This is a genomic window from Brachybacterium sp. AG952, from assembly GCF_004362645.1.
Classification (GTDB): Bacteria; Actinomycetota; Actinomycetes; order Actinomycetales; family Dermabacteraceae; genus Brachybacterium; species Brachybacterium conglomeratum.
The window spans coordinates 705223-726248 of sequence record NZ_SNXV01000001.1 but is presented as its reverse complement, the minus strand read 5'-3'; the positions used below and the strand labels follow the sequence as shown (position 1 = coordinate 726248).

Genomic DNA, 21026 nt, shown 5'->3' with positions numbered 1-21026 from the left:
CTGGGGAGGCGGCCCTGCCCCTCCCTCCCGGACCCCTCGACCGTAGAGTGACCCCATGGCCGATGCGCGCTCCACCGCCCTGCTCGACATGACCCTCCTGCCGCCGCTCGGGGAGGTGCTCGATCTCGCCGCCGCGCAGCTCGCCGCCTGGATGCCGAACCAGCGCTGGTACGCGCACAAGGGCGCCGGCACACCGCAGGTGGAGGTCGCCGGGTGGGCACCCCTTCGGATCGCCCCGGATCATGCGACGGTCCTGCTCGTGGCCGCGGTGCATCTCGGCGACGGGGACCGCCTCGCGGCCGGCGGTGCAGCCGACGGCTCGGTGGGCAACGGGCCCGACGGTGCGCCCGTCGCCCCGGGCACGGCTCCCGGCGCCCACCCCGGGCCGACCGGGCCCCGGGAGCCGGACGCCCTCTATCAGGTCCCGCTGGTGCTGCGCCGCCCCGAGGGCGCCCCCGCCCCCGAGGAGGGCGCCGAGATCGGGGTGCTCGCGGTCTCCGGCGGTCCGCTGCGGGTGGACGACGCGACGCGGGACGCCGACGGGCGCGCCGCCCTGGTCGCGACCCTCGTCTCCGGCGACGGCGCCGCCGGCCCCGGGCTGTCCCTGGCCTCCCACCGCACCCGCCCCGGCTCCCCGTTGCCGCTGGGCCGAGCGATGCGCAGCCGAGTGCTGGCCGGGGAGCAGTCCAACACCTCCCTGATCATCGAGACGGAGGGCACCTCCCCGCTGATCGTGAAGCTGTTCCGGGTGCTGCAGGACGGGGAGAACCCCGATGCGGCGCTGCAGGGCGCGCTCACCGCGCAGGGCTCCGCCCACGTGCCCGCCGTCGTCGGCGCCGCGACCGTGCGCACCGGCGCGATGCGCACCCACGCCCTCGTCGCCCAGGAGTTCCTGCCGCAGGTCGAGGACGCCTGGCGGGTCGCGCTGCGGCTCGCGCGCGCCGGCGAGGACTTCACCGCCCCCGCCCGGGCGCTCGGCACGACCCTCGCCGAGGTGCACCGCGATCTCGCCGCCGCGCTCGGCACGGTCGCGGCCGACGAGGGCACGGTCCGGGCCGTGCTCGCGCAGATGCACAGGCGTCTCGCACAGGTCGCCGCGGAGGTGGAGCAGGTCGCCGCGCACCGGGAGCGTCTCGCCGCCCTGCTGGACACGGCCGCGGGCCAGACGTGGCCCGCGATGCAGCGCATCCACGGGGACCTGCACCTCGGACAGGTCCTCGCCTCGCCCGAGCGCGGCTGGGTGCTGCTGGACTTCGAGGGCGAGCCGCTGCGGCCGCTCGCCGAGCGCGCCCTGCCCGACTCCCCGCTGCGGGACGTCGCCGGGATGCTGCGCAGCCTCGACTACGTCGCCGGCGCCGTCGCCCTCGAGCACGGGGTCGACGCGGGCTCCTGGGCGGCCGACGCCCGCGCCGCCTTCCTCGAGGGCTGGGCGGCGGAGGCCGGGACGCCCGCACCCGCGGTGCTCGCCGCCTTCGAGGCCGACAAGGCGGTGTACGAGGCGCTGTACGAGTCCCGTCAGCGCCCCGACTGGCTGCCGATCCCGCTCGGCGCGCTCGAGCGGATCAGCGCACGAGGCGCGGGGGCGGGGTCGGCGGGCTGAGCGCCGAGACCGGGCTGGTGGTGGTGATCGGCGTGAGGGAGCCCGGCAGGAACGGGGCGCTGATGGCCCGCACCGCGACGCGGACGCCGACGATCACCTCGAGCAGATCGCCGTCGGCCCCGCCCCAGGTCGCATCGAGGATCCCGTTCGCCTCCTCGGCGGAGCGGCGGGTGAGGCCGTGGGCCGCGGCGCGGCGCTCGACCGCCTCGAGCAGCCTCGCGCTCGCCGCCTGATCGGGATCGGGCGTCCCGTCGGCCGCGAGGAGGGCGCTGACGTGGCAGAGCGTCTGCAGCCCGTGCCAGGAGCCGCCCGAGGAGCGGTCGCGCTCGGGGCGGTGGTCGCGGAAGGCGATCAGCCCGGGCTGCTGCTCGAGGAGCACGGCGGTCACGTCCTCCAGCAGGGAGCGGATCCGCGCATGGGTGGCGTCCTGGCCCTGGATCTCGTCCTCGGTCCCTCGGGGGAGCGCTGACATCCTCGACCGCCTCTCCCGTCGCGCCGCCCGCGGCGACGTCCTGCTCCGTCACCCGTCCGCGCGGGTGGCGACCAGGGTATCGGCCCCTCGGGGAGCCCTGCGATGGGGAGAACTCCCCATCGGCCGGCGAGCGCCGGGCTCAGCCCTCCTCGACCGGCACGAACTCGACCGGGGAGACCGAGGAGTAGCGGTCCTGTCGGATCGAGACCACGCCGACGCCGCCGATGAACGGGGCGAGCGCCTGCGGGTTCTTGCCGGGGTTGGCGAGGATGACCTGGAAGCCGAAGTGGCGGAAGGACTCCATCGCGGCGGTGATGAACTTGCCCGCGCCCTTGGAGAACGCCTCGTCGATGATGATCGGCGCGTATCGGGGCACCTCCTGCCCGGTGCCGGCGAGCTGGTAGCGCAGCGCCGCGGCGAGGCAGAAGGTGGCCAGGCGCTCGTTCTGGCCGCCGGAGAGGGGGCCGCCGGACTCGTGGGCGTGGACCACGGTGCCCTCGGCGTCGACCTCCTCGGCGTGGAAGTGCACGTGCCGGCGCACGTCGAGGATGACGCGGGAGACCTGGTCGTCGCGGGTGCGGGCGGCGCCGATGAGGTCCATCAGGTGGCGCAGGGACAGGAAGCGCTCCTCGGCCAGCTCCCGGTCGCGGGAGATGTCGTTCAGCGCCGTGTCCGCCACGGCCTCCTCGAGCGCCTTCCTGAACTCGTCCAGGGCTGCGAGGTGCACGGGCCGCATGGACAGCTGCAGGAAGCGGCCGGAGTGGAACTCGACCTGGGCCAGCAGCGCGTTGATGCGCTGGAGGCGCTTGCGGATCTCGGCGGGCTCGCGCGCGATCGCGGTGGCCAGCGCCTGCACGTCCCCGAGGGTGTTGCCGGTGAAGAACTCGAAGAAGCGGTCCTCGACCTCGGGCAGCTTCTCCTCCTCGATCCGCTGGAGGATCGCGAGATAGTCCTCGATCCCCTCGAGGGTGGGGGCGGTGTCCCCGGCCTGCGCGGGCCAGCGGCGGGAGAACTCGCGCATGGCGGTGCGCATGTCCTCCTCGGCGCGGGAGGTGCGCTTGGTGAGGTCCATCAGCTCCGCGTCCAGGGTGGCGGAGGCGTCCTTGGTGACGCGGTCGATGGTGGACAGCACGAGCGTCGGGGCGATCGCGGCGAAGCGCGCGGCGAGCTCCTCCTCGACCTCGGGGTCCAGGCTCGTCTCGGCGATGCGCTCCTTCGCCTGGGCGAGGCGCTCCTCGGCCCGCTCGGCCTGCTCGGAGGTCTTCCCGGCCGCGCGCACCACCTCGAGCAGCTCCTCGTCGCTCGCGGCGATCGAGGCCTCGACGTCGTCGATCTGTCGGGCGAGCTCGGTGAGGGCGGCGGAGCCGTCCTCCGCGGCACGGACCATGTCGCGCAGGTTCGCCACGCGCCGCGCGACCGAGGCGGCGTCGATGTCGTCCCAGGTGACCGCACTGATCGCCTGAAGAGCGTAGAGCCGCTCACGGCGCCGCTCCCGCTCGACCTCGACGTCCTTGCGGCGGGCCTGCGCCTCGAACAGCGCCTGCTCGGCGCGGGTGCGCTCCTGCTCGAACACGGCGCGCTTGGCGCGGTTGTCGAAGCCGAGCACCCACTGGGAGCGGTCGTTGATCTGCCGGTCCGCGCTCTTCTCGTGCCGGGTGGCGGAGTGCTTGATCTGGCCGGAGCGGAGCACGGCCCGGTTCAGCCGGGTGAACTCCTCGAGGTTCTCGGCGCAGGTGTAGTCCATGCGGGCGGCGATCTCGTGGGAGAGCCAGACGTGGAACTCGCCGTCCTTGACGTCGAGCTTCGCCGCGAGCGAGCGCTCGTCGATGTTCTTCGCGGGGCGGCGCAGATCGGTGTTCACGCGGTTGTAGGAGATCCGACGGCGCAGCTTCGTGCGGTCGATGACCTGCGCGACCTGGCGGTACGCCCGGTCCGGGACGAGGATCGAGCGGGCCAGTCCCCGCAGCGCCTGCTCCGCGGCGGCGGTCCATTCCTCCTCGCCGTCGCGCACCTGCAGCAGCTCGGCGGCGAAGGGCAGCTCGGTCGGGGCGATGCCCACCTCGGCGGCGATGTGGTCGCGCAGGGCCACGTCCTCGGAGTGGAGGTTCGAGGCGCGGGAGGTGAGGGAGGCGAGCTCCTCGCGGGTGCGCTGGAGTGTCGCGCCGAGCTCGCGCACGGTCGCCTCCGCCTCCCAGCGGGCGGCGTCGGCGCCCCGCTCCTCCTCCTCGAGGGACTCGCGCAGCTGCGCGACCTCGCGCTGCAGGCCGAGGAACATGTCCTCCCCCGCCGGGGTGCGCAGCTCCACGGTCGCCAGCTGCGAGGCGAACTCGGCGGCCCGCTCGCGCCGGCGCTCCCGCTCCACCTCGAGCCCGGCGATCTGCTGCTTCCAGTCGTCGATCTCCCCGCCGCCGGCGCGGCGGCGCTGCTCCTTGAGCTGGGCGAGGTCGGAGCGGGCCTCGGACACGTCCTGGGTGAGGCGGCGCTGCTGGGCGGTGAGGGAGTCCCGCTCCAGCTGGAGCCGGCCGGTCTCCTCCCCCAGCAGCCGCACCAGGTGCTGGGCGGCGAAGACGTCGATGTCGGCGCGGCGGTCCACCAGCTCGCCGCCGCGCTCGCGCATCGCGGACCAGTCCTCGTGGGTGGTGCGCAGGGTGCGCAGCAGGTCCCGCTGCTCGCGCGCGGTCACCAGGGCCTCGTACACCTCGGAGAGGTTGTGGAAGTTCGCCAGCGCCTGGTCGGCGAGCTCGAAGGTGCGCGGCTCGTCGAGCATGTAGTCGCGCAGCAGCGCGTTGACGTCGCCGAGCTCCTTGGCGGACTGGATCTTGTGCAGCAGCCCGAGCGCCTTCTCGTCGGGGATGCCGAGCAGCTGGCAGAAAGCGGCCCGGTACTCGCGGAACTGGCGGAAGGTCTGGGTGCCGGGGTGGGCGGCCTCGAGCGCCTTGCCCTCGATCTGGGTGGAGACGAACTGGCGCAGGTCGGTGACGTCCAGGGGTTTCCGGGCGATGACGTAGAGGGACTTCACGTCGGAGTCCGCGGAGTGGCCGGCGTGCAGGAGCAGCAGACGGGAGAGCTGGACCGTGCCGCCGCGGCCGTTGCCGTAGCGCAGGGTGAGCACCGACAGGGTCGTCTTCTCGCGCAGCACCTCCTGGCTGAACTCGCCGGTGGCCTGGTCGTAGTGCATCGCCCAGGCGCCGCGGACGTAGCTGGCGACGGTGCGGCGGTACTTCGAGCGCTGGGGGCCGGCGTCGGAGGCGGCGGCGTTGAACTGGAGCGTGCGCGGCGGGGTGAGCAGGGCGCTGATCGCGTCCAGCAACGTGGACTTGCCGGTGCCGGGTCCGCCGGTGAGGAAGAAGCCCTTGGAGGAGATCTCCAGGTCATGGGTGCCGTGGAAGGTGCCCCAGTTGGAGATCTGCACATGGGTGAGCCGCCACTGCCCCGGGTGCGGGTGACCGGGGTCGGTCACCGCCGGCTCGGCGGGGGCGTCCGGCCCGGCCATGCCGGGGAGGTCGAGGACGTCCTCTCCCCGGGTGTTCGCGGCGTCAGTCGTGGTAGGCACCCCGTCAGGGTACCGAGTCCGATCGCGGTGCGGGGCTGCCCGGGGTAGCCCCGCTCACGGCCGGATGATCCCCACCCCGGCAGGGGTGCGCTCCCCGAGCTCGACGAGCGCGTCGCAGGCCTGCTCGAGGTCGAGGGTGCGGGTGACGAGGTCCTGCGGTCGCAGCGAGCCCTCGCGCACCAGGGCGAGCAGCCCCGGATAGTCCGCGGCGGCCATGCCGTGGCTGCCCAGCACGGCGAGCTCCTGGGAGATCACGCGAGGGATCGCGAGTCGCGGCGGCTCCGCGTACAGCCCGATCTGCACATGACGTCCGAGCGGCGCGAGGGCGAGCAGCGCCGCGTCCGTCGTCGCCTCGCGGCCGAGCGCCTCGACGCTCGCCGTCGGCCGCTCCCCCGCCGCCTCGACGATCGCCGCCGCCGTCGCCGCCGGATCCAGGCCGCGGGAGTCCACGGCCACCGCCGCGCCGTGCTCGCGGGCGAGGGCCAGGGCTCCGGGATCGATGTCGACGGCGATCGGCCGGGCGCCGAGCGAGGCGGCGATCATGATCGCCGAGAGCCCCACCCCACCGCAGCCGATCACGGCGACGGACTCCCCGGCGCGGAGCCCGGCGCGGGCGGTCAGCGCCCGGTAGGCGGTCGCGAAGCGGCAGCCGAGGGTCACGACGGCCTCGGCGGGCAGCTCCTCGCCGACGGGGACGAGGTTGTGGTCGGCGGCGCGGATCACGACCTGCTCCGCCCAGGAGCCGTCGTGGGTGAAGCCGGGCTGGGTCTGGTCCGGGCAGATCTGGGCGGCGCCCTGGCGGCACCAGCGGCAGCGCCCGCAGCCCTCGACGAAGGGGGTGGTCACCCGGTCCCCGACCCGCACCGCCCGGACGCCCTCCCCGAGCGCCGCGACGCGGCCGACCATCTCGTGCCCGGGCACGCGCGGGAGCGTCACCGAGTCGTCATGACCGGCGAAGGCGTGATGGTCCGAGCGGCACAGCCCCGTCGCCTCCACGTCCAGCACCACGCCGCCCGGCGGGGCCGACGGGGCGGGGAGGTCGCGGACCTCAGGACGGAGACCGAACTGCTCGATGACGACGGCACGCATGGGAGGAGTCTGTCAGCCCCGCGGGTGGGTCGCCTTCGTGCTCACCCTTCGGCACGCCCCTTGCGCCAGTAGCCCATGAAGCTCACCTGCTTGCGGTCCACGCCGAGCTCCTTGACCAGGTGGCGGCGCAGGGTGGTGATCACCCCGGCCTCCCCGGCGAGCCAGGCGTAGAAGGGGCCGTGCCCCTCGGTGGTCTCCCACAGGATCGTGTGGTCGATGTCGACCTCCTCGAACTCGCCCGGCTCGGCGGGCACGCCGACGGAGCAGTCCTGGCACAGCTCCGGCCGCTCGTCCAGGAGGCGCCGCACCGCGGGGTCCAGGAGCGTGCCGTGCGGGGCGTCGCCGCGGGCGAGCCAGGTCAGCTCCACGTCGGAGCGGGAGAGGACGCGCTGCTCGTCCCGGGCGTCGGGCACCTCGATGAAGGCGTGGCCGGTGAAGCCGGCGGGGAGCGTCTCGAGGATCGCGCAGATCGCGGGCAGGGCCGTCTCGTCCCCGGCCAGCAGCAGGCGCCGGGCGGTGCCGGGACGGAACTCGATCCCGCCGTAGTCGGGGCCGACGAGGCGGCGGTTCGGGCCGAGCATCGTGATCGTGTCGCCCACCTCGGCGGCGGCCGCCCAGCGCGCCGCGACCCCGGAGCCGGGGACGACGGGCTCCTCGAGGTGCAGGACCATGTCGATATCCAGCTCGGGGTCCTCCCCCAGGTTCCCGGGATGGCCCGCGCCGCGCATCTCGCGGATCGAGTAGGTGCGCATCCAGCCGCGCTCGGCGGTGTCGACCTGCAGCCAGTCGCGGTACCAGCCCGCGAAGGCGTCGGGATCGGAGACGGCGTCGGGGCGCAGCGCGGCGAAATGGTCCACGCTCGCCTCGGGGCCCGGGATGATCAGCTTGATGCGCAGGTCCAACAGCGGCCCGCCCACGCCGAGATGGCGCAGCTCGGGGCTGGTCAGGGTCAGGCGCACGAGGTTCTCGCCCACCATGGTGCGGGCGCCGACCGTGAGGGTGAAGGCGAGCTGCGGGCTCCCCTCGAGCGCGGGGACCAGCACGGGCTCCTCCGAGGCGCGGGCGGCGGTGCGGTGCTGGTCGGTGGCGACGGACATGGGGTCCTCCTCGGACTCGTCGGCCGTGCCGGGGGCGGTCCCGGCGTCGGCCTGGCGTGCGGATTCGGGGTCGGTGCCGTCCGCGCCCCGGGAGGCGACGGCGTCGGGGGCGGTCTCCCGGCCCAGCGGCAGCACCATCGGGGTGCCGGTGACCGGGTCGGGGGCGATCAGGGCGTTGAGGGCGAAGACCTCCTTGACCATGGCCGAGGTGATCACATCGGCCGGGGCGCCCTGGCAGTGGACGGCGCCGCGGTGCACGGCGACGAGATGGTCGGCGTAGCGGGCGGCGAGCTGGAGGTCGTGCAGCACGATCGCGACGGTGGTGCCGCGGGTGCAGTTCAGCTCGCTGACCACGTCGAGCACCTCGAGCTGGTGGGTGACGTCGAGATAGGTGGTCGGCTCGTCCAGCAGCAGCACCTCGGTGCGCTGTGCGAGCGCCATGGCGATCCACACCCGCTGGCGCTGCCCTCCGGAGAGCTCGTCGAGCAGACGGCCCTCGAGCTCGTCGGTGCGGGTGAGGGCCAGCGCCTCGGCGACCGCCTGCTCGTCCTCGTCGCTCCACTGCGGGAACAGGCCCTGGTGCGGGTAGCGGCCGCGGGTGACCAGCTCGCGCACGGTCACCCCGTCGGGCGCGAGCGGGGACTGCGGCAGCAGGCCGAGCCGGCGGGCGAGCTCCTTGCCGCGCAGGGAGTGGATGTCGGCGCCGTCCAGCAGCACCGACCCCTGACGGGGCGGCAGCAGGCGCGACAGGCCCCGCAGCAGAGTCGACTTCCCCGAGCCGTTCGCGCCGACGATCATCGTCACCTTCCCCTCGGGGAGGGTCAGGTCGAGGTCATCGACGACGACGCGTCGCTCGTAGGCGAGCTGCAGGTTCCGGGCGGTCAGCTGGGCCACGGGATCACCTTCCACTTCCGGAGGTCTTCGAGCGCACGAGCATCCACAGCAGGAACGGCGCCCCGAGCGCTCCGGTGATGACGCCGGCCGGCATCTCGTGCCGGCCGAAGAGGTTCTGGCCCGCGACGTCGGCCGCGAGCACGAGCACGGCGCCGAGCAGCGCCGCGAGGAGGAAGCTGGGCCGGCCGGCGATCATCCGCGCGAGGGGCCCCGCGAGGAAGGCGACGAAGGCGAGCGGTCCGGCGACCGCGACGGTGAAGGAGCTCAGCAGCACCCCCACGATCACCAGCGCGATGCGGGTGGCGGGCACGGGCAGTCCGAGGCTGGTGGCGGTCTCGTCCCCGAGCTGCAGGATCCGCAGCCGGCCCACCAGCCCGGCGAGAAGCGGCACGAGCACCACCAGAGAGCCGGCCAGCACGGCGGCGCGCGGCCAGGTGGCGCCGGCGACGGAGCCGACCAGCCAGTGCATCGCATCCCCCGCCTGCTGGGACTCCATCCGGCTGAGCAGGTACTGGATCACCGCCGTGAAGCCGGCGGCGACCCCGAGGCCCACCAGCACGAAGCGGTCGTCGACGGCCCCGGCGCCGCCGGCCCCCGGACCGCCGGGTCGGTGCGCCCGCGCCACCCACAGCACCAGCAGCGCGGTGCCGAGGCCGCCCAGCAGCGTCCACCAGAACAGCGCCATGCCCTGGGCGTCCAGCACGGCCATCGCCAGCACCGCAGCGGCGGCGGAGCCGAGGGTCACGCCGATCACGTCGGGGCTGGCCAGGGGGTTGCGCAGCAGGGTCTGGAAGACGGTGCCGGACAGGCCCAGCGCCGCCCCGGCGAGCGCGCCGACGACCGCAGCGGGCAGGCGGTCGTCCATGACGATGAAGGAGACGCCGGGGATCTGCTCGCCGAGCACGGCCCGCACGGCGAGGTCGGCGTAGACGAAGGGGGTGCCCAGCAGCACCCGGGCGGTGACGAGCCCCGCCACGGCCAGGACCAGCAGCAGCGGGAGGAGGAGGCGGCGCGAGGTCACAGGGCCACCCGCTTCCGGGTCCGGATCAGCACGAGGAAGACGGGCACGCCGAGCAGCGCGGTCATCACGCCGACCTGCACCTCGGCGGGCGGGGCGATGACGCGGCCGACCACATCGGCCAGCAGCAGCACCACGGGGCCGAGCAGCAGCGAGAGCGGCAGCAGGCGGCGGTGGTCCGAGCCGACGAGCAGGCGCACCGCGTGCGGGACCACCAGGCCGAGGAAGCCGACCGGTCCGGCGAGGGAGACCGCCGCCCCGACCAGCAGCACGATGCCGACGCCGAGCACGACCCGGGTGCGGCCCACGTGGACGCCGAGCCCGGCGGCGGCGTCGTCGCCGAGGGCGAGGGCGTTCAGGGACCGGGAGGCGCCGAGGACGATCACGGCCCCGATCAGCAGGGCGGGCGCGACGGCCGCGAGGTCGCCGAGGTCGCGGGCGCCGAGGGTGCCCACCTGCCACAGCCGCATCCGGTCCAGCGCCCCCTGGTCGAGGATCACGAGGGCGTGGACGAGGGAGCCGAGCCCCGCGGTGACGGCGGCGCCGGCGATCGCGAGGGTGATCGGGGTGGCGCCGGTGCGGCTCGCGGCGGCCAGGGCGTAGACGAGCACGGCGGCGAGGGCCGCGCCCACGAAGCCCGCCGCCATGAACTGGGTGACGCTCGAGAAGGAGAAGAGGTAGACGCCGGTGGCCACGGCCGCGGCCGCGCCGGAGTTCAGTCCGAGGATCCCGGGATCGGCCAGCGGGTTGCGGGTCATGCCCTGCAGCCCCGCACCGGCGAGCGCCAGGGCCACGCCGACGGCGAGCCCGGCGAGGGTGCGCTGCAGGCGGCTGGCGAGGACCACGTGGTCGGCGCTGCCCGGGTCGAAGGCGAGCACGGCCTGCCAGGCCGCGTCGAGGGGGACGGTGCGGGCGCCCACCAGCAGGGAGAGCACGCAGGCGACCGCCAGAGCCACGAGGGCCCCGGCGGTCGCGAGCAGGGTGGGGCGGGCGGGCACCGCTCAGGCCTGGGCCGTCTGCGCGGCCTCGATCACGGAGGGGACCACGTTCTCGAGCGCCCAGGGCAGGCTCAGCACGCTGGCCGCGGAGATCGAGAGGGTCTGGTGGTCGTCGGGGGTGAGGACGAGGGCGCCGCTGGCGACCGCGGGGATCTGCGCGAACAGCGGATCGTCCTGGAAGGTCTCGACGGTGTCGCCGGCGGCGGCCCAGGTGTACAGGACGTCCGAGACGAGCTCGTCGCCGCGCTCGGCGGACCAGTCGAAGTAGAAGGTGTTCTCGTCGGCGGTGTTCTCGGTGACGACCTCGGCCTGGGTCATGCCGAGCGCGGTGAAGAAGCGCGGGCGGGTGTCGTCGCCGGAGTAGATCGAGATGGTGTGGTCCGTGGTGGACAGGCTCGCGGCGATGAAGGTCGACTCGGCCACGGCCGGGTTCTCCTCGCCGACGGCGGCGAGGTCGGCGGTGAGCTGCTCGGCGAGCTCGGCGGCGGCGTCGCTGCGGCCGGTGGCGGTGCCGACGGTGGTCAGCACCTCCTCCCAGGAGGCGGTGTAGTTCGCGGCGAGCGGGCCGATGGTCGGCGCGATCTTGCTGAGGGTCGCGTACTCCTCCTCGGTGAGGCCGGAGTAGGCGGCGATGATCAGGTCCGGGGTCAGCGCGGCGATCTCGTCGGTGTTGACGCCGTCGGCCTCGGAGTAGGTGGTCGGGGCGTTCTCGCTGCCCCAGGAGGCGCCGAGCTCCTCGAGCTTGGCATCGATCCAGTCGGTGGACTGGTTGTCGTTGCCGCCCCATTCGACCAGCGGGAGGCCGACGGGGACGATGTCCAGGGCGAGGGCGGTGTCGGCGTTGACCCAGGAGACGGTCGCGATGCGAGTGGGCTCCGCGGCGATCTCGGTGGTGCCGTAGAGGTGCTCGACGGTCACCGGGAAGGAGTCGGCCGCGGCGCCGGAGCTGCCGCCCGCGTCGGAGGCGTCGGTGCCGGCGACGTCGCCGCCGCTGCAGGCGGCGAGTGCGGGCAGCGCGAGGGCGGTGAGCACGACGGAGCGGCGCGTGAACGAGCTCGGCATGGGGCGATCCTTCTCTCGGCACCCCCGGTCCAGGGGTGAGGTGAGCCTGACCTTATTACGCAACAATCGTGTCACTCAATTGTCGAGAGGGTCGTCGCGGCCTCCGACACGGACCCTCAGGACAAGCGTGCCGGTCACAGCCCCGCACCCCGACGGGAATGCGTCTCAGATCACGCCGAGGATCAGTCGGTCGACGCCGCCTCGTCCTCGCCGTCCTCGCCGTCCACGCCCTCCGGACCCTCGGCGTCTCGAGGGTCCTCGAGCCCGTCGACCCCGGCCTGGCGGTACAGGGAGATGAACTCGCGGGCGGTGTCGGGGCCGATCATCAGGCGCAGCACCGGGGAGACCTCGTAGTCGTCGCCCTGCTCGTCCAGCAGTCCGGCGCGCTGGACCTTCGCGATCGAGGCGCGGACCTCCTTGGCGAAACCGGCCTCGTCGGTGGAGGTGGTGCGGCGATAGGCGGCCAGCGCCTGCTGGATCTCCGCCTCGGAGACGACGGTGCGCTGGCCTCGGGAGGACTGGGTCAGCAGCATCTGGCGCAGCACGAGCAGCAGCACGGAGTCGAGCCGGTTCATGCCGGTCAGGCGGCGCAGGAGCTTCGGGGCGTCGGGGTCGTCCTCGCTCTGGCGCACGAAGGCGACCTGGGCGTCGTCGTCGACGATCAGCTCGAGGAAGAGGTCGGCGAGCCGGGCCTCGATCGCGCCCCGGTCCCGCAGCAGCTGCGCGTAGCGGCCGCCGTCGCGGCGCCCGTCGAGGAAGGGGCCCTGGAGCAGGTGCACGAGCACGCGGCGGGACTCGTCCACGAGCGCGCCGCCGGGCACGGAGGGGCTCGCCTCCTCGGTCGGCGCGAGGTCGTTGGGGGCGGTGCGGTGCGCAGGACTGGTCACGGCGAGACAGCCTACCGGCGCACCGCCCGGCGGGAGGGGATCCCGTCATGACGACGCGATCCCGACCACCTGTTGAAAAATCCACCCAAAACGGACATTCATCTGATGGAATCAGGGCAGGCCCGGACCAGAGCCGCCGTCCGGAGCCCGTCGACGACCACGAGGAGCCGTCATGTCCGATCTGCCCGTGCCCGCCGTCCTGACGATCCTGATGCTCCTCCTGCTGGTGCTCATCGTGCTCGTCGTCCTCGGGGTGCGCGGACGGCGAGGCGCCGGGGGCCCGGCCGGCACCGAGGCGGTGCAGGAGGGCGCGGCGACCGAGCGCTCGAGCGGCACGTCGGCCGCTGCGGCGGAGGAGCCGGCCGACGCCCCCGAGGAACCGGCCGACGCCGAGCCGACCGACACGGAGCCGGCGGACGCAGCAGCCGCCGACGCGGACCCCGACCTCGAGGACCCCGTCGACGAGGATCCCCGGCCCTGGCGGGAGCGCCACGGCCGCCGCGCCTCGCGCCCGCTGCTCAGCGAGCGCTCCGCGGCCCGGACCGCCGAGGAGGAGCTCGCTCCGGCGCAGAGTAGGAAGAGCTCCCGGGACGGGGAGGGCGAGCCCCGGCGCTGAGCCGCGCCCACGGTCTCCGGCTTGGGTCGACGGCCGCTCCCCGCGACACCCACCACGTGCCCGACGGAGGCTCACGGCGCGCCCGGCGACAGTCCGGCGCGCGACACGGCACCCTGATCGGTTGGTCGAAAACCTCTCCGGATCCTGCTCGGTCTGATGGAATCGGGGCATCGCCCTGTGCCGGGACCCCCGTCCGGGGCGCGCTCCGCCGCCCGGCGGTGGAGCAGTCGAGCGGTGAGGAGCCGACCATGACCGACCTGTCCACCCCCGTGATCGTCGGGATCATCCTGCTGGTCCTGATCGTCGTCATCGTCCTGATCGTCGTGGGCGCGAACGCCTCGAAGCGTCGCAAGCAGCGACAGCAGGAGGAGGATCGACGCCGCGCCGCGGAGATCCGCGAGCAGGCCGCCCAGAAGGAGCAGGCCGTCCAGGACCGCGATCTGAAGGCCCGCGAGTCCGAGATCGAGGCCGACAAGGCCCGTCTCGAGGCCGAGCGGAAGGCGAACGCGGCCGAGCAGGAGCAGCTCGCCGCCGAGCGTCGCCGTAGCGAGGCCGAGACGCAGCGCCAGGAGGTCGACCAGGAGCGCAGCGCCCTCGAGGAGCAGCGCGCCGAGGCGGACCGCCTGGACCCCGATTCCCCCACGCCCCGCGACGGGGACCGCACCGCGCCGGCCGCAGGCGCTGCCGGCCACGACCGCACGGCTGGCGAGCGCATGTCCGACGACCGTGCGGCCGACGGCCGACGCGTCGATGACCGCGCCGCCGACGATCGCTCCGCTCGCGACGACCAGCGCACCTTCCGGGGCGATGAGCGACCCGTGCAGCGCGAGGACGAGCCCCGCAGCGGGGCCGGGACCGCAGCCGCGGCCGGTGTCGCAGGCACGGCCGGCGTCGCCGCCGGGGCGGCCGCCGCGCATGGCGGCTCGCCGGAGGATCGCGCTTCAACGGATCGCTCCGCAGTGGCCGACGACGCGTCGTCGCACGAGCGTCCTCACGGCCGTCGCGCCGCTCGCACAGAGCAGGAGCCGCGCGACGACCGGAACCCCGAGGGCGACGTCCGCGAGGGAGGTGCCCGAGAGGACCGGACTCCTGAGGATCGCGCCCCTGTCGACCCGGCCCGCGATGACCGCGCCCACGAGGGCCTGGATCGGGACGGTGCCGTTCGCGACGGCGGGGTCGGTGAGGCCGACCGTCCCATCGGGGCTGGCGAGGCCCGCCCGACCGACCATCCTGTCGGGGCCGGCTATGAGGGCGAGGCCCACCGGGCCGAGCAGCGCCCGGCTCGCGACGAGTCGATCGACCGTCACGACATCGATCAGCAGGACGTGGCCCGGCACGATGCGGACCGCCGGAATGACCTGAACGATCACTCCGCGGGTCGGCAGCAGGCCGACCCGCAGCACATCGATCAGTCGGCGGTGGACCGCAGCGACGTCGACCGGTCCGCCGTCGACCGCGGCGAAGCCGATCGCAACGACGTCGATCGCGACGACGCCGCCCGTTCCGAGGCGGACCGCCACGACCCGGTCCGCTCCACGGACGAGACCGGCGACCTCGGCTGGGCCGGGACGGAGCGCGACGAGCGCGGCATCCGCGACGACCGCGTGGGCGATCAGCCGGCGCGCGCCGAGGACCGCTCGGGCATGGAGCCTCCCGTCGCGCAGGACTGGTCCGGCGGCTCCGCGGACCGGCGCGGCACGGAGCAGGATCGGCTCAGCGTCGATCAGGACCGGCTCGGCGCCGATCGACAGGCCTCGCAGCCCCAGGACGGTCCGGAGTTCCGTCCGGCCGGGGCAGATCCGGCGGTTCCGCAGGACGGTGCTCGCCACCAGGACGAGTTCCGCCCCCTGGACAGCCGCGACGGTCGCCAGGACGGCTTCCAGACCCAGGAGTCGCGACAGGGCGAGGTCGAGGACGATCCCTTCTTCCGCCAGGAGCAGCAGCTGCGGGACCAGAACGGCGATCTCCCGCCGAAGGCTCCGGAGTTCGGTGCCCCTGAGGACGGCATCGACGGCGAGGGCGGGGGCGCACGTCGCTGACCCCTCCTGACCGCGGACGCGACCCCGGCGCCCCTCGGCGCCGGGGTCGCTCCCTGTTCGGGCCCGCATTCGGTCCGGTGCCGCGGATTGTCCGGAGCCGCGTGCCAGACTGTCGGCCATGCCCGAGCGCACGACCCGCACCCGCATGGATGACCTCACGGTCGAGCGGGTGCTGCGCGTGGTCGAGGCGATCCCGCCGGGACGCGTCGCCGCCTACGGGGAGGTGGGCGCGATCGTCGGCGTCGGCCCGCGTCTGGTGGGACGGATCATGGGCGCCTGGGGCTCGTCGACGCCGTGGTGGCGCGTCACGAACGCCTCCGGCGACCATCCGCTGCTCGCCCGTGCCCTTCCCCACTGGCAGGAGGAGGGGATCGTGGTGAAGCCGAACGGGCTCGGCTGCCGGATGAAGGACTTCGGCGCGGACCTCGAGCAGCTTCGGGCCGACGCCGCACCCGCGCTCGCGGAGCTCGAGGAGGAGGACGCATGAGCCCTTCGCTCCGCCGGGCTCACTCCACCGGGACGTCGTCCAGGAAGTAGAACGAGGGGACGCGGGCGGCGTAGTCGTTGCCGTCCAGCTCCCGCCAGGTGACGATCTCGGTGGATCCCTCGCGCTCCTGCGCGTGGCTGGTCGCCAGGAACATCAGCCCGATCACGCTCGCCAGCCCCTGCTCGGCCGGCTTCTCCCGCAGGATGTCGCCGATCGAGGCCTGACCGGAGCGGCCGCGCACGTCGTTGACGTGGGAGGTGAGGCCGACGAGGTCGATGTCGTTGGTGCGCACCAGGTCCTGGAGCACCTCGACGCTGAGCGAGGTCGCATCGTGCACCTCGGCCTCCGCGGGGGCGCCCGGATCGGTGGGGTCCTTCAGCCGGTGCTGGGAGACGGAGGAGATCTGGGCCCGCGAGAGGTCGAGCTCGAGCGGGAAGGGGGTGCGGGTGGGCACCTCGTCCTTCTGCGCCAGCGCCAGTCCCTGCGCCTCCTGGAGAGCCTCCAGCAGCACCCGGTGCTGGCGGAAGTCCTGGGAGCGCACGAAGCGGGCCAGCGAGCGGTACAGCTCCGTCTTGACGTCCAGGACCTCCTGCGCCGGCTCGTAGAGGTCGCTGAACACGTTGGCGAGGCGCTCGCGCTCGTCCCGGGAGAGGGAGCGGGAGAAGTCCCGCTCGAGCAGACGGTCCACGAGGTCCTGCGTGGCACGGGTCTGCGCAGGGTCGTTGAGCATGCGGAAGAAGGCCGTGAAGGTGCGGCCGACGGTCGACTGCCCGAGCAGGTCGTCCCCGGCCAGCAGCTGCTCGAGGATCTCGCCGCGAGACCCCTCCGGGGAGAGGATCTGCTCGCGCAGGTGCAGGTCCACGGCGCGCAGGTCCTCGCGGTACTGGAGGAAGTCGCCGGAGAGCTCGGCGGCGATTTGCAGGATGTCGCGCAGGCGATCCACCGAGGCCTCGGCGCTCGGGAGCATCAGCTCGCCCTCGGAGAGCTCGCGGATCTCCTGCTCGATCCGCTCGCGGCGGCGCTGCAGGTCGGCGAGCCGCACGTCGCGGTCCGTCTCCGTCTCCTGGGCGAGGCGATCGAACTGCTGGATGACCAGCTGCAGGCGCGACTGGGTCGTCGTCGGCCGGTGCTCCTCGAGCGAGGCGATGAACTGGATCGCGTCGATCGTGGCGGGGCTCGGCTCGAAGGTGGTCTCGGTGCGCTGGGGGTCGTCGCGACGGGTCAGGTAGCCCTCGCGCACCCAGCCGTCGACGTACTCGGCGGCGCTGCGACCGCCGCGCGTCTCGTCCCCGGCGCCGTCGGCCGAGGCGGCCCCGTCCGCCGCGGAGGTCCCGTCGGCTGGGCCCTCGTCGTCGTGCAGCAGCGAGAGGTGCGCGCCCACGCGGGCGATGAGCTCGCTGCGCGGCAGCCGACGGTCGCCGGCGGGGAAGGTGGCCTGCAGGATCGCGAGCACCGCCGGGGCCTTGGTCGCGGCGAGCAGGCGCCAGGTGCTGGCCCGGCGCAGTTGCTCGTAGGCCTCCTTGCGCGCGGACACGGCGTCGCTGCGGCGGTCCGTCCACCGGTTCGGCTCGGTCGTGGTCACGGTCAGCGAGTCTAGCGGTCCGCTCCCCGCCTCGATGCAGGGCCTCGACTCCGGCCGATGCCGGGCCTTCCCCTGCGCCGTCGCCCGGTGCTGCATCAGGACCATCACCAAGCCGGCCGCCTCGGTGACGGTCCTGATGCAGCTCTCGGAGCGTGTGACGGGCCGCGCGCCTGCCCCGCCCCAGTCCCCCGCCCGGCCCGGACCGCCCCCGGCCATCGGCCCTCACCGCCGAGTGGCGTGTTTCGACCGGTATCCGGCACGAATACCGGTCGAAACACCCCACTCGGCGTCGTGCGGACCCAAGGCTCCGCACACAGGCCGACGAAGGCGTGGTTACACTCGTTCGTGAACGTTCACGACACCGTCTCGTGACCGCCCCGCCGACCCAGGAGAGACTCACCGATGAGCACCCCCGCCACCCCGGACGCCCGCGCCGGGCACACCGCACCCCAGGACGCCGCCCTGCCTCCCGCCGACCGCACCGACCGCTGGTGGGAGGACCTCGCCGGCGGCCGCAACCGCCTGCGCGGCCGCGCGCACCTGCACTCCGACGCCCCCGCGCTGAGCCTCGACGGGACCTGGGAGTTCCGCTATGGCACCCGCGCCGACGGCACCGACCTGGGCGAGCCCGGCGAGATCGCCGTGCCGGGCCTGTGGCAGCTGCAGGGCCACGGCGCCCCGCAGTACACCAACGTCGTCTACCCGATCCCGATGGACGTCCCCCACGTCCCGGACGAGAACCCGACCGGCCACTACTCCCGCACCGTCACCGTCCCCGCCGAATGGGCCGACTCCCTCGACTCCGGCGCGAAGGTGCTGCTGCGCTTCCAGGGCGTGGACTCCGCGGCGAAGGTCTGGATCGACGGCACCGAGATCGGCGTGACCTCCGGCTCGCGCCTGACCCAGGAGTTCGACGTCACCGACGCCCTCTCGGCCCCGGGCGAGCACCGCCTGGACGTGCGGGTCGTGCAGTGGTCGGCGAACACCTATGTCGAGGACCAGGACATGTGGTGGGCCTCGGGCATCTTCCGCTCCGTGGACCTGCTGCTGCGCCCCGCCGGCGGGATCCACGACCTCGCGACCCATGCGGACTTCGACCCCGCGACCGGCCGTGGCACCCTCACCGCCACCGCCTACGGCGCCGGCGGCGAGATCGTCCCCGCGACGGTGCGGATCCCGGAGCTCGGGATCGAGGCCGCGGCCGACGGGGCCGAGATCGCCGCCGGCGAGGTCTCCCCCTGGAGCGCGGAGTCGCCGCGGCTGTACGAGGCGAGCGTCTCCACGGACGCCGGCACCGAGACGGTGACGCTGAAGCTCGGCTTCCGCCGCGTGGAGGTGGACGGGGAGATCTTCCGCGTCAACGGCGAGCGGATCGTGTTCCGCGGCGTGAACCGTCACGAGGCGGACCCGGTCGTCGGCCGCACCCAGCACCTGGAGAACCAGGACCTGGACGTCGCGCTGATGAAGCAGCACAACCTCAACGCCGTGCGCACCTCCCACTACCCGCCCCACCAGCGCTTCCTCGAGGTGTGCGACGAGGCGGGGCTGTACGTGATCTGCGAGGGCGACTTCGAGACGCACGGCTTCCACGTCGACTCCACCTGGGGCGAGGACGGCACCGGCGCGGCCGAGCGCCCGGCGGCGGACGACCGCTTCCGCCCGATGCTGTGCGAGCGGTCCGAGCGCTTCGTGCTGCGGGACCGCAACCACGCCTCGATCGTCATGTGGTCGATCGGGAACGAGGCCTCCACCGGCCCGGTCACCGAGGCGATGATCGAGACGGTCCGCGCCACGGACCCGACCCGCCCCGTCATCTACGAGCAGGACTACCGCGCCGAGACCGTGGACGTCTTCTCGCTGATGTACCCCACCCATGACGAGACCGAGCAGATCGGCCGTCGGGCGCTGACCGAGGAGTACCGCGAGAAGCTCATCGGGATGCTGCACCACCTGGGCGTGGACCCGGGCGAGGCGGGCTTCGGCTCCGACGAGTCGCCGATGCCGGCGCTGTCGAAGCCCTTCCTGTGGATCGAGTACGCGCATGCGATGGGCAACGGCGCGGGCGCCCTGAAGGAGTACATGGACCTCGTCCACCGCTACCCGGCGCTGCACGGCGGCTTCATCTGGGAATGGATCGACCACGGCATCGTCACCACCGACGCCGAGGGCAACGAGATCTACGGCTACGGCGGCGACTTCGGCGAGCGCCTGCACGACGGGAACTTCGTCGCCGACGGGCTGCTGCTGCCCGATCGCACCCCATCCCCGGCGCTGCTGGACGCGAAGCACCACTACTCCCCCGTCGGCCTCGAGGTCGGCGCCGCCACGGCGAGCATCGTGAACCGCTACGCCTTCTCGGACCTCGCCCACCTGCGCGCCGAGGTCTCCACCGACCTGCAGGCGAGCTGGCAGGAGATCGAGCTGCCGGCCCTCGCCCCGGGCCAGAGCACCGAGCTGGCGCTGCCGGAGGGCGAGCACGCCGCGGTGACGGTTCGCCTCACGACCCGGGAGGCCGACGGGCCGGTCCCGGCCGGGCACGAGATCGTCGCGGCCTCGCACGTGGACGCGGAGCGTCTGGCCGCCTCGGTCACCCCGGCCCCCGCCGAGGCGGTCGCGCCGCAGCAGGCGGCCGACGGCACCTGGCAGGTGGGGCCCGCGCGCCTGGACGACCTGGGCCGGCTCGTCGGCCTCGGCGAGCTCGCCCTCGGGCACGCGGGGGCGGATCTGTACCGCGCCCCGGTGGACAACGAGCGGGCCCGCACCCGCTACCCGCTCGAGGCACGGTGGAAGCGGATCGGGCTGGACGTCGCCCGTCGCCGTCTGGTCGGGATCGAGGCGGGCGGCGAGCAGCTCGTGGTCCGCTCCCGGATCGGGCTGGACGGCAACGCCCTGCACGCCGACGTCACCGAGACCTGGCGCGCCGACGCGGACGGGGTCGAGCTCGCGGTGACGGTGACCCCGTCGGCGCTGTGGCCCGAGGACCTGCCGCTGCCGCGGATCGGCTGGAGCTTCGCGCTGCCGGCGGCGCCCGGCGAGGTGGAGTACGAGGGTTTCGGCCCGCACGAGATGTATCCGGACACCGGCGGCGGCACCACCTTCGCGCGCCGCACCGCGAGCGTCGAGGAGCTGCAGGTCCCGTACGTGTTCCCGCAGGAGAACGGCAACCGCGCGGGTGTGGTGCGGGCCGTGCTGAGCGGCGGCGAGGCGGCCTCCGGCCTCGAGCTCACCGCGCCGGAGGGTCTGGGCCTCGCGGTGCGGCCCTGGTCCACCGCGGAGCTCGACGCCCGCGCCCACGACGGGGCGCTGCGTCCCGACGGCCTCACCTGGGTCACGCTCTCGGCGGCGCTGCACGGCGTGGGCTCGGCGGCCTGCGGCCCGGAGCCGCTGCCCCAGCACGTGCTCACCGCCCGGGAGAAGAGCTTCCGGATCCGCTTCGCGCCTGCCGGGCGCTGAGCCTCGCTCGGGCCGGCGGCCACCTCGCCCTCCGCGGGGAGGCCGCCGGCCCAGCCACGTCCCGGCCCCAGCCCCAGGTCCTGCCAGGGCACCGGTTCCTACCACCTGCTCCGGGTGAGGGTCGACGATCGCAACCCGCTCGTCACCTCCGGGGCGCCTGAGCCGAAGTGCGGCCCGCT

General features: G+C 74.1%; 14 protein-coding genes. 5 read left to right on the top strand and 9 right to left on the bottom strand.

Annotation, left to right across the window (positions count from 1 at the left end):
* Positions 1-55 precede the first annotated feature (55 nt).
* Positions 56-1600 carry a phosphotransferase gene (locus tag DEU31_RS03125; RefSeq protein WP_010549511.1) on the top strand — a complete coding sequence of 515 codons (1545 nt, stop codon included), beginning with the start codon at positions 56-58 and terminating at the stop codon, positions 1598-1600.
* Here the strand turns inward: DEU31_RS03125 and DEU31_RS03120 are convergent.
* The 8 genes from DEU31_RS03120 to DEU31_RS03085 form a co-directional block, all read right to left on the bottom strand.
* Entirely contained in the window at positions 1563-2072 is a 510-nt protein-coding gene (locus tag DEU31_RS03120) for a hypothetical protein (RefSeq protein ID WP_010549510.1), read from the bottom strand. The genes DEU31_RS03125 and DEU31_RS03120 overlap by 38 nt on opposite strands.
* Before the next feature lie 139 nt (positions 2073-2211).
* A complete protein-coding gene (locus DEU31_RS03115; protein ID WP_029360158.1) occupies positions 2212-5625 on the bottom strand; it encodes an ATP-binding protein in 3414 nt (1137 codons plus the stop codon).
* A 54-nt stretch (positions 5626-5679) separates the two neighbouring features.
* Entirely contained in the window at positions 5680-6714 is a 1035-nt protein-coding gene (locus tag DEU31_RS03110) for an alcohol dehydrogenase catalytic domain-containing protein (protein ID WP_010549508.1), read from the bottom strand.
* A gap of 41 nt (positions 6715-6755) precedes the next feature.
* A complete protein-coding gene (locus tag DEU31_RS03105; protein WP_133675719.1) occupies positions 6756-8705 on the bottom strand; it encodes an SIP domain-containing protein in 1950 nt (649 codons plus the stop codon).
* Between the two features lie 4 nt (positions 8706-8709).
* A complete protein-coding gene (locus DEU31_RS03100) occupies positions 8710-9726 on the bottom strand; it encodes an iron ABC transporter permease (RefSeq protein WP_010549506.1) in 1017 nt (338 codons plus the stop codon).
* Positions 9723-10721, bottom strand: a complete 999-nt coding sequence (locus DEU31_RS03095; RefSeq protein WP_010549505.1) for an iron ABC transporter permease — start codon at positions 10719-10721, stop codon at positions 9723-9725. Before DEU31_RS03095 ends, DEU31_RS03100 begins: the two co-directional genes overlap by 4 nt.
* Before the next feature lie 3 nt (positions 10722-10724).
* Positions 10725-11783 carry an ABC transporter substrate-binding protein gene (locus DEU31_RS03090; RefSeq protein ID WP_133675717.1) on the bottom strand — a complete coding sequence of 353 codons (1059 nt, stop codon included), beginning with the start codon at positions 11781-11783 and terminating at the stop codon, positions 10725-10727.
* Positions 11784-11965: 182 nt separating this feature from the next.
* Positions 11966-12670, bottom strand: a complete 705-nt coding sequence (locus DEU31_RS03085) for a DUF4194 domain-containing protein (protein WP_133675715.1) — start codon at positions 12668-12670, stop codon at positions 11966-11968.
* A gap of 172 nt (positions 12671-12842) precedes the next feature.
* Between DEU31_RS03085 and DEU31_RS03080 the strand changes: the two genes are divergently transcribed.
* From DEU31_RS03080 to DEU31_RS03070, 3 genes are all read left to right on the top strand, one after another.
* Entirely contained in the window at positions 12843-13286 is a 444-nt protein-coding gene (locus tag DEU31_RS03080; RefSeq protein ID WP_133675713.1) for a hypothetical protein, read from the top strand.
* Positions 13287-13534: 248 nt separating this feature from the next.
* The gene (locus DEU31_RS16695; protein ID WP_166649363.1) at positions 13535-15325 is read left to right on the top strand and encodes a hypothetical protein; all 1791 of its coding nucleotides are present in this window, start codon (positions 13535-13537) and stop codon (positions 15323-15325) included.
* Positions 15326-15443: 118 nt separating this feature from the next.
* A complete protein-coding gene (locus tag DEU31_RS03070) occupies positions 15444-15812 on the top strand; it encodes an MGMT family protein (protein ID WP_133675711.1) in 369 nt (122 codons plus the stop codon).
* Positions 15813-15831: 19 nt separating this feature from the next.
* Here the strand turns inward: DEU31_RS03070 and DEU31_RS03065 are convergent, their stop codons facing one another.
* Complete coding sequence (locus DEU31_RS03065; RefSeq protein WP_133675709.1) at positions 15832-17394, bottom strand: DUF3375 domain-containing protein; 1563 nt, start codon at positions 17392-17394, stop codon at positions 15832-15834.
* A gap of 402 nt (positions 17395-17796) precedes the next feature.
* Between DEU31_RS03065 and DEU31_RS03060 the strand changes: the two genes are divergently transcribed.
* Positions 17797-20847, top strand: coding sequence for a glycoside hydrolase family 2 TIM barrel-domain containing protein (locus DEU31_RS03060; RefSeq protein ID WP_133675707.1), 3051 nt, complete (start codon positions 17797-17799; stop codon positions 20845-20847).
* Positions 20848-21026: the final 179 nt, after the last annotated feature.

Excerpts from the sequence above, each read along its gene's own strand:
- DEU31_RS03125 (WP_010549511.1), top strand. The coding sequence starts at position 56 with ATGGCCGATGCGCGCTCCACCGCCCTGCTCGACATGACCCTCCTGCCG.
- DEU31_RS03120 (WP_010549510.1), bottom strand. The coding sequence starts at position 2,072 with ATGTCAGCGCTCCCCCGAGGGACCGAGGACGAGATCCAGGGCCAGGAC.
- DEU31_RS03110 (WP_010549508.1), bottom strand. The coding sequence starts at position 6,714 with ATGCGTGCCGTCGTCATCGAGCAGTTCGGTCTCCGTCCTGAGGTCCGC.
- DEU31_RS03090 (WP_133675717.1), bottom strand. The coding sequence starts at position 11,783 with ATGCCGAGCTCGTTCACGCGCCGCTCCGTCGTGCTCACCGCCCTCGCG.
- DEU31_RS03080 (WP_133675713.1), top strand. The coding sequence starts at position 12,843 with ATGTCCGATCTGCCCGTGCCCGCCGTCCTGACGATCCTGATGCTCCTC.
- DEU31_RS16695 (WP_166649363.1), top strand. The coding sequence starts at position 13,535 with ATGACCGACCTGTCCACCCCCGTGATCGTCGGGATCATCCTGCTGGTC.
- DEU31_RS03070 (WP_133675711.1), top strand. The coding sequence starts at position 15,444 with ATGCCCGAGCGCACGACCCGCACCCGCATGGATGACCTCACGGTCGAG.
- DEU31_RS03060 (WP_133675707.1), top strand. The coding sequence starts at position 17,797 with ATGAGCACCCCCGCCACCCCGGACGCCCGCGCCGGGCACACCGCACCC.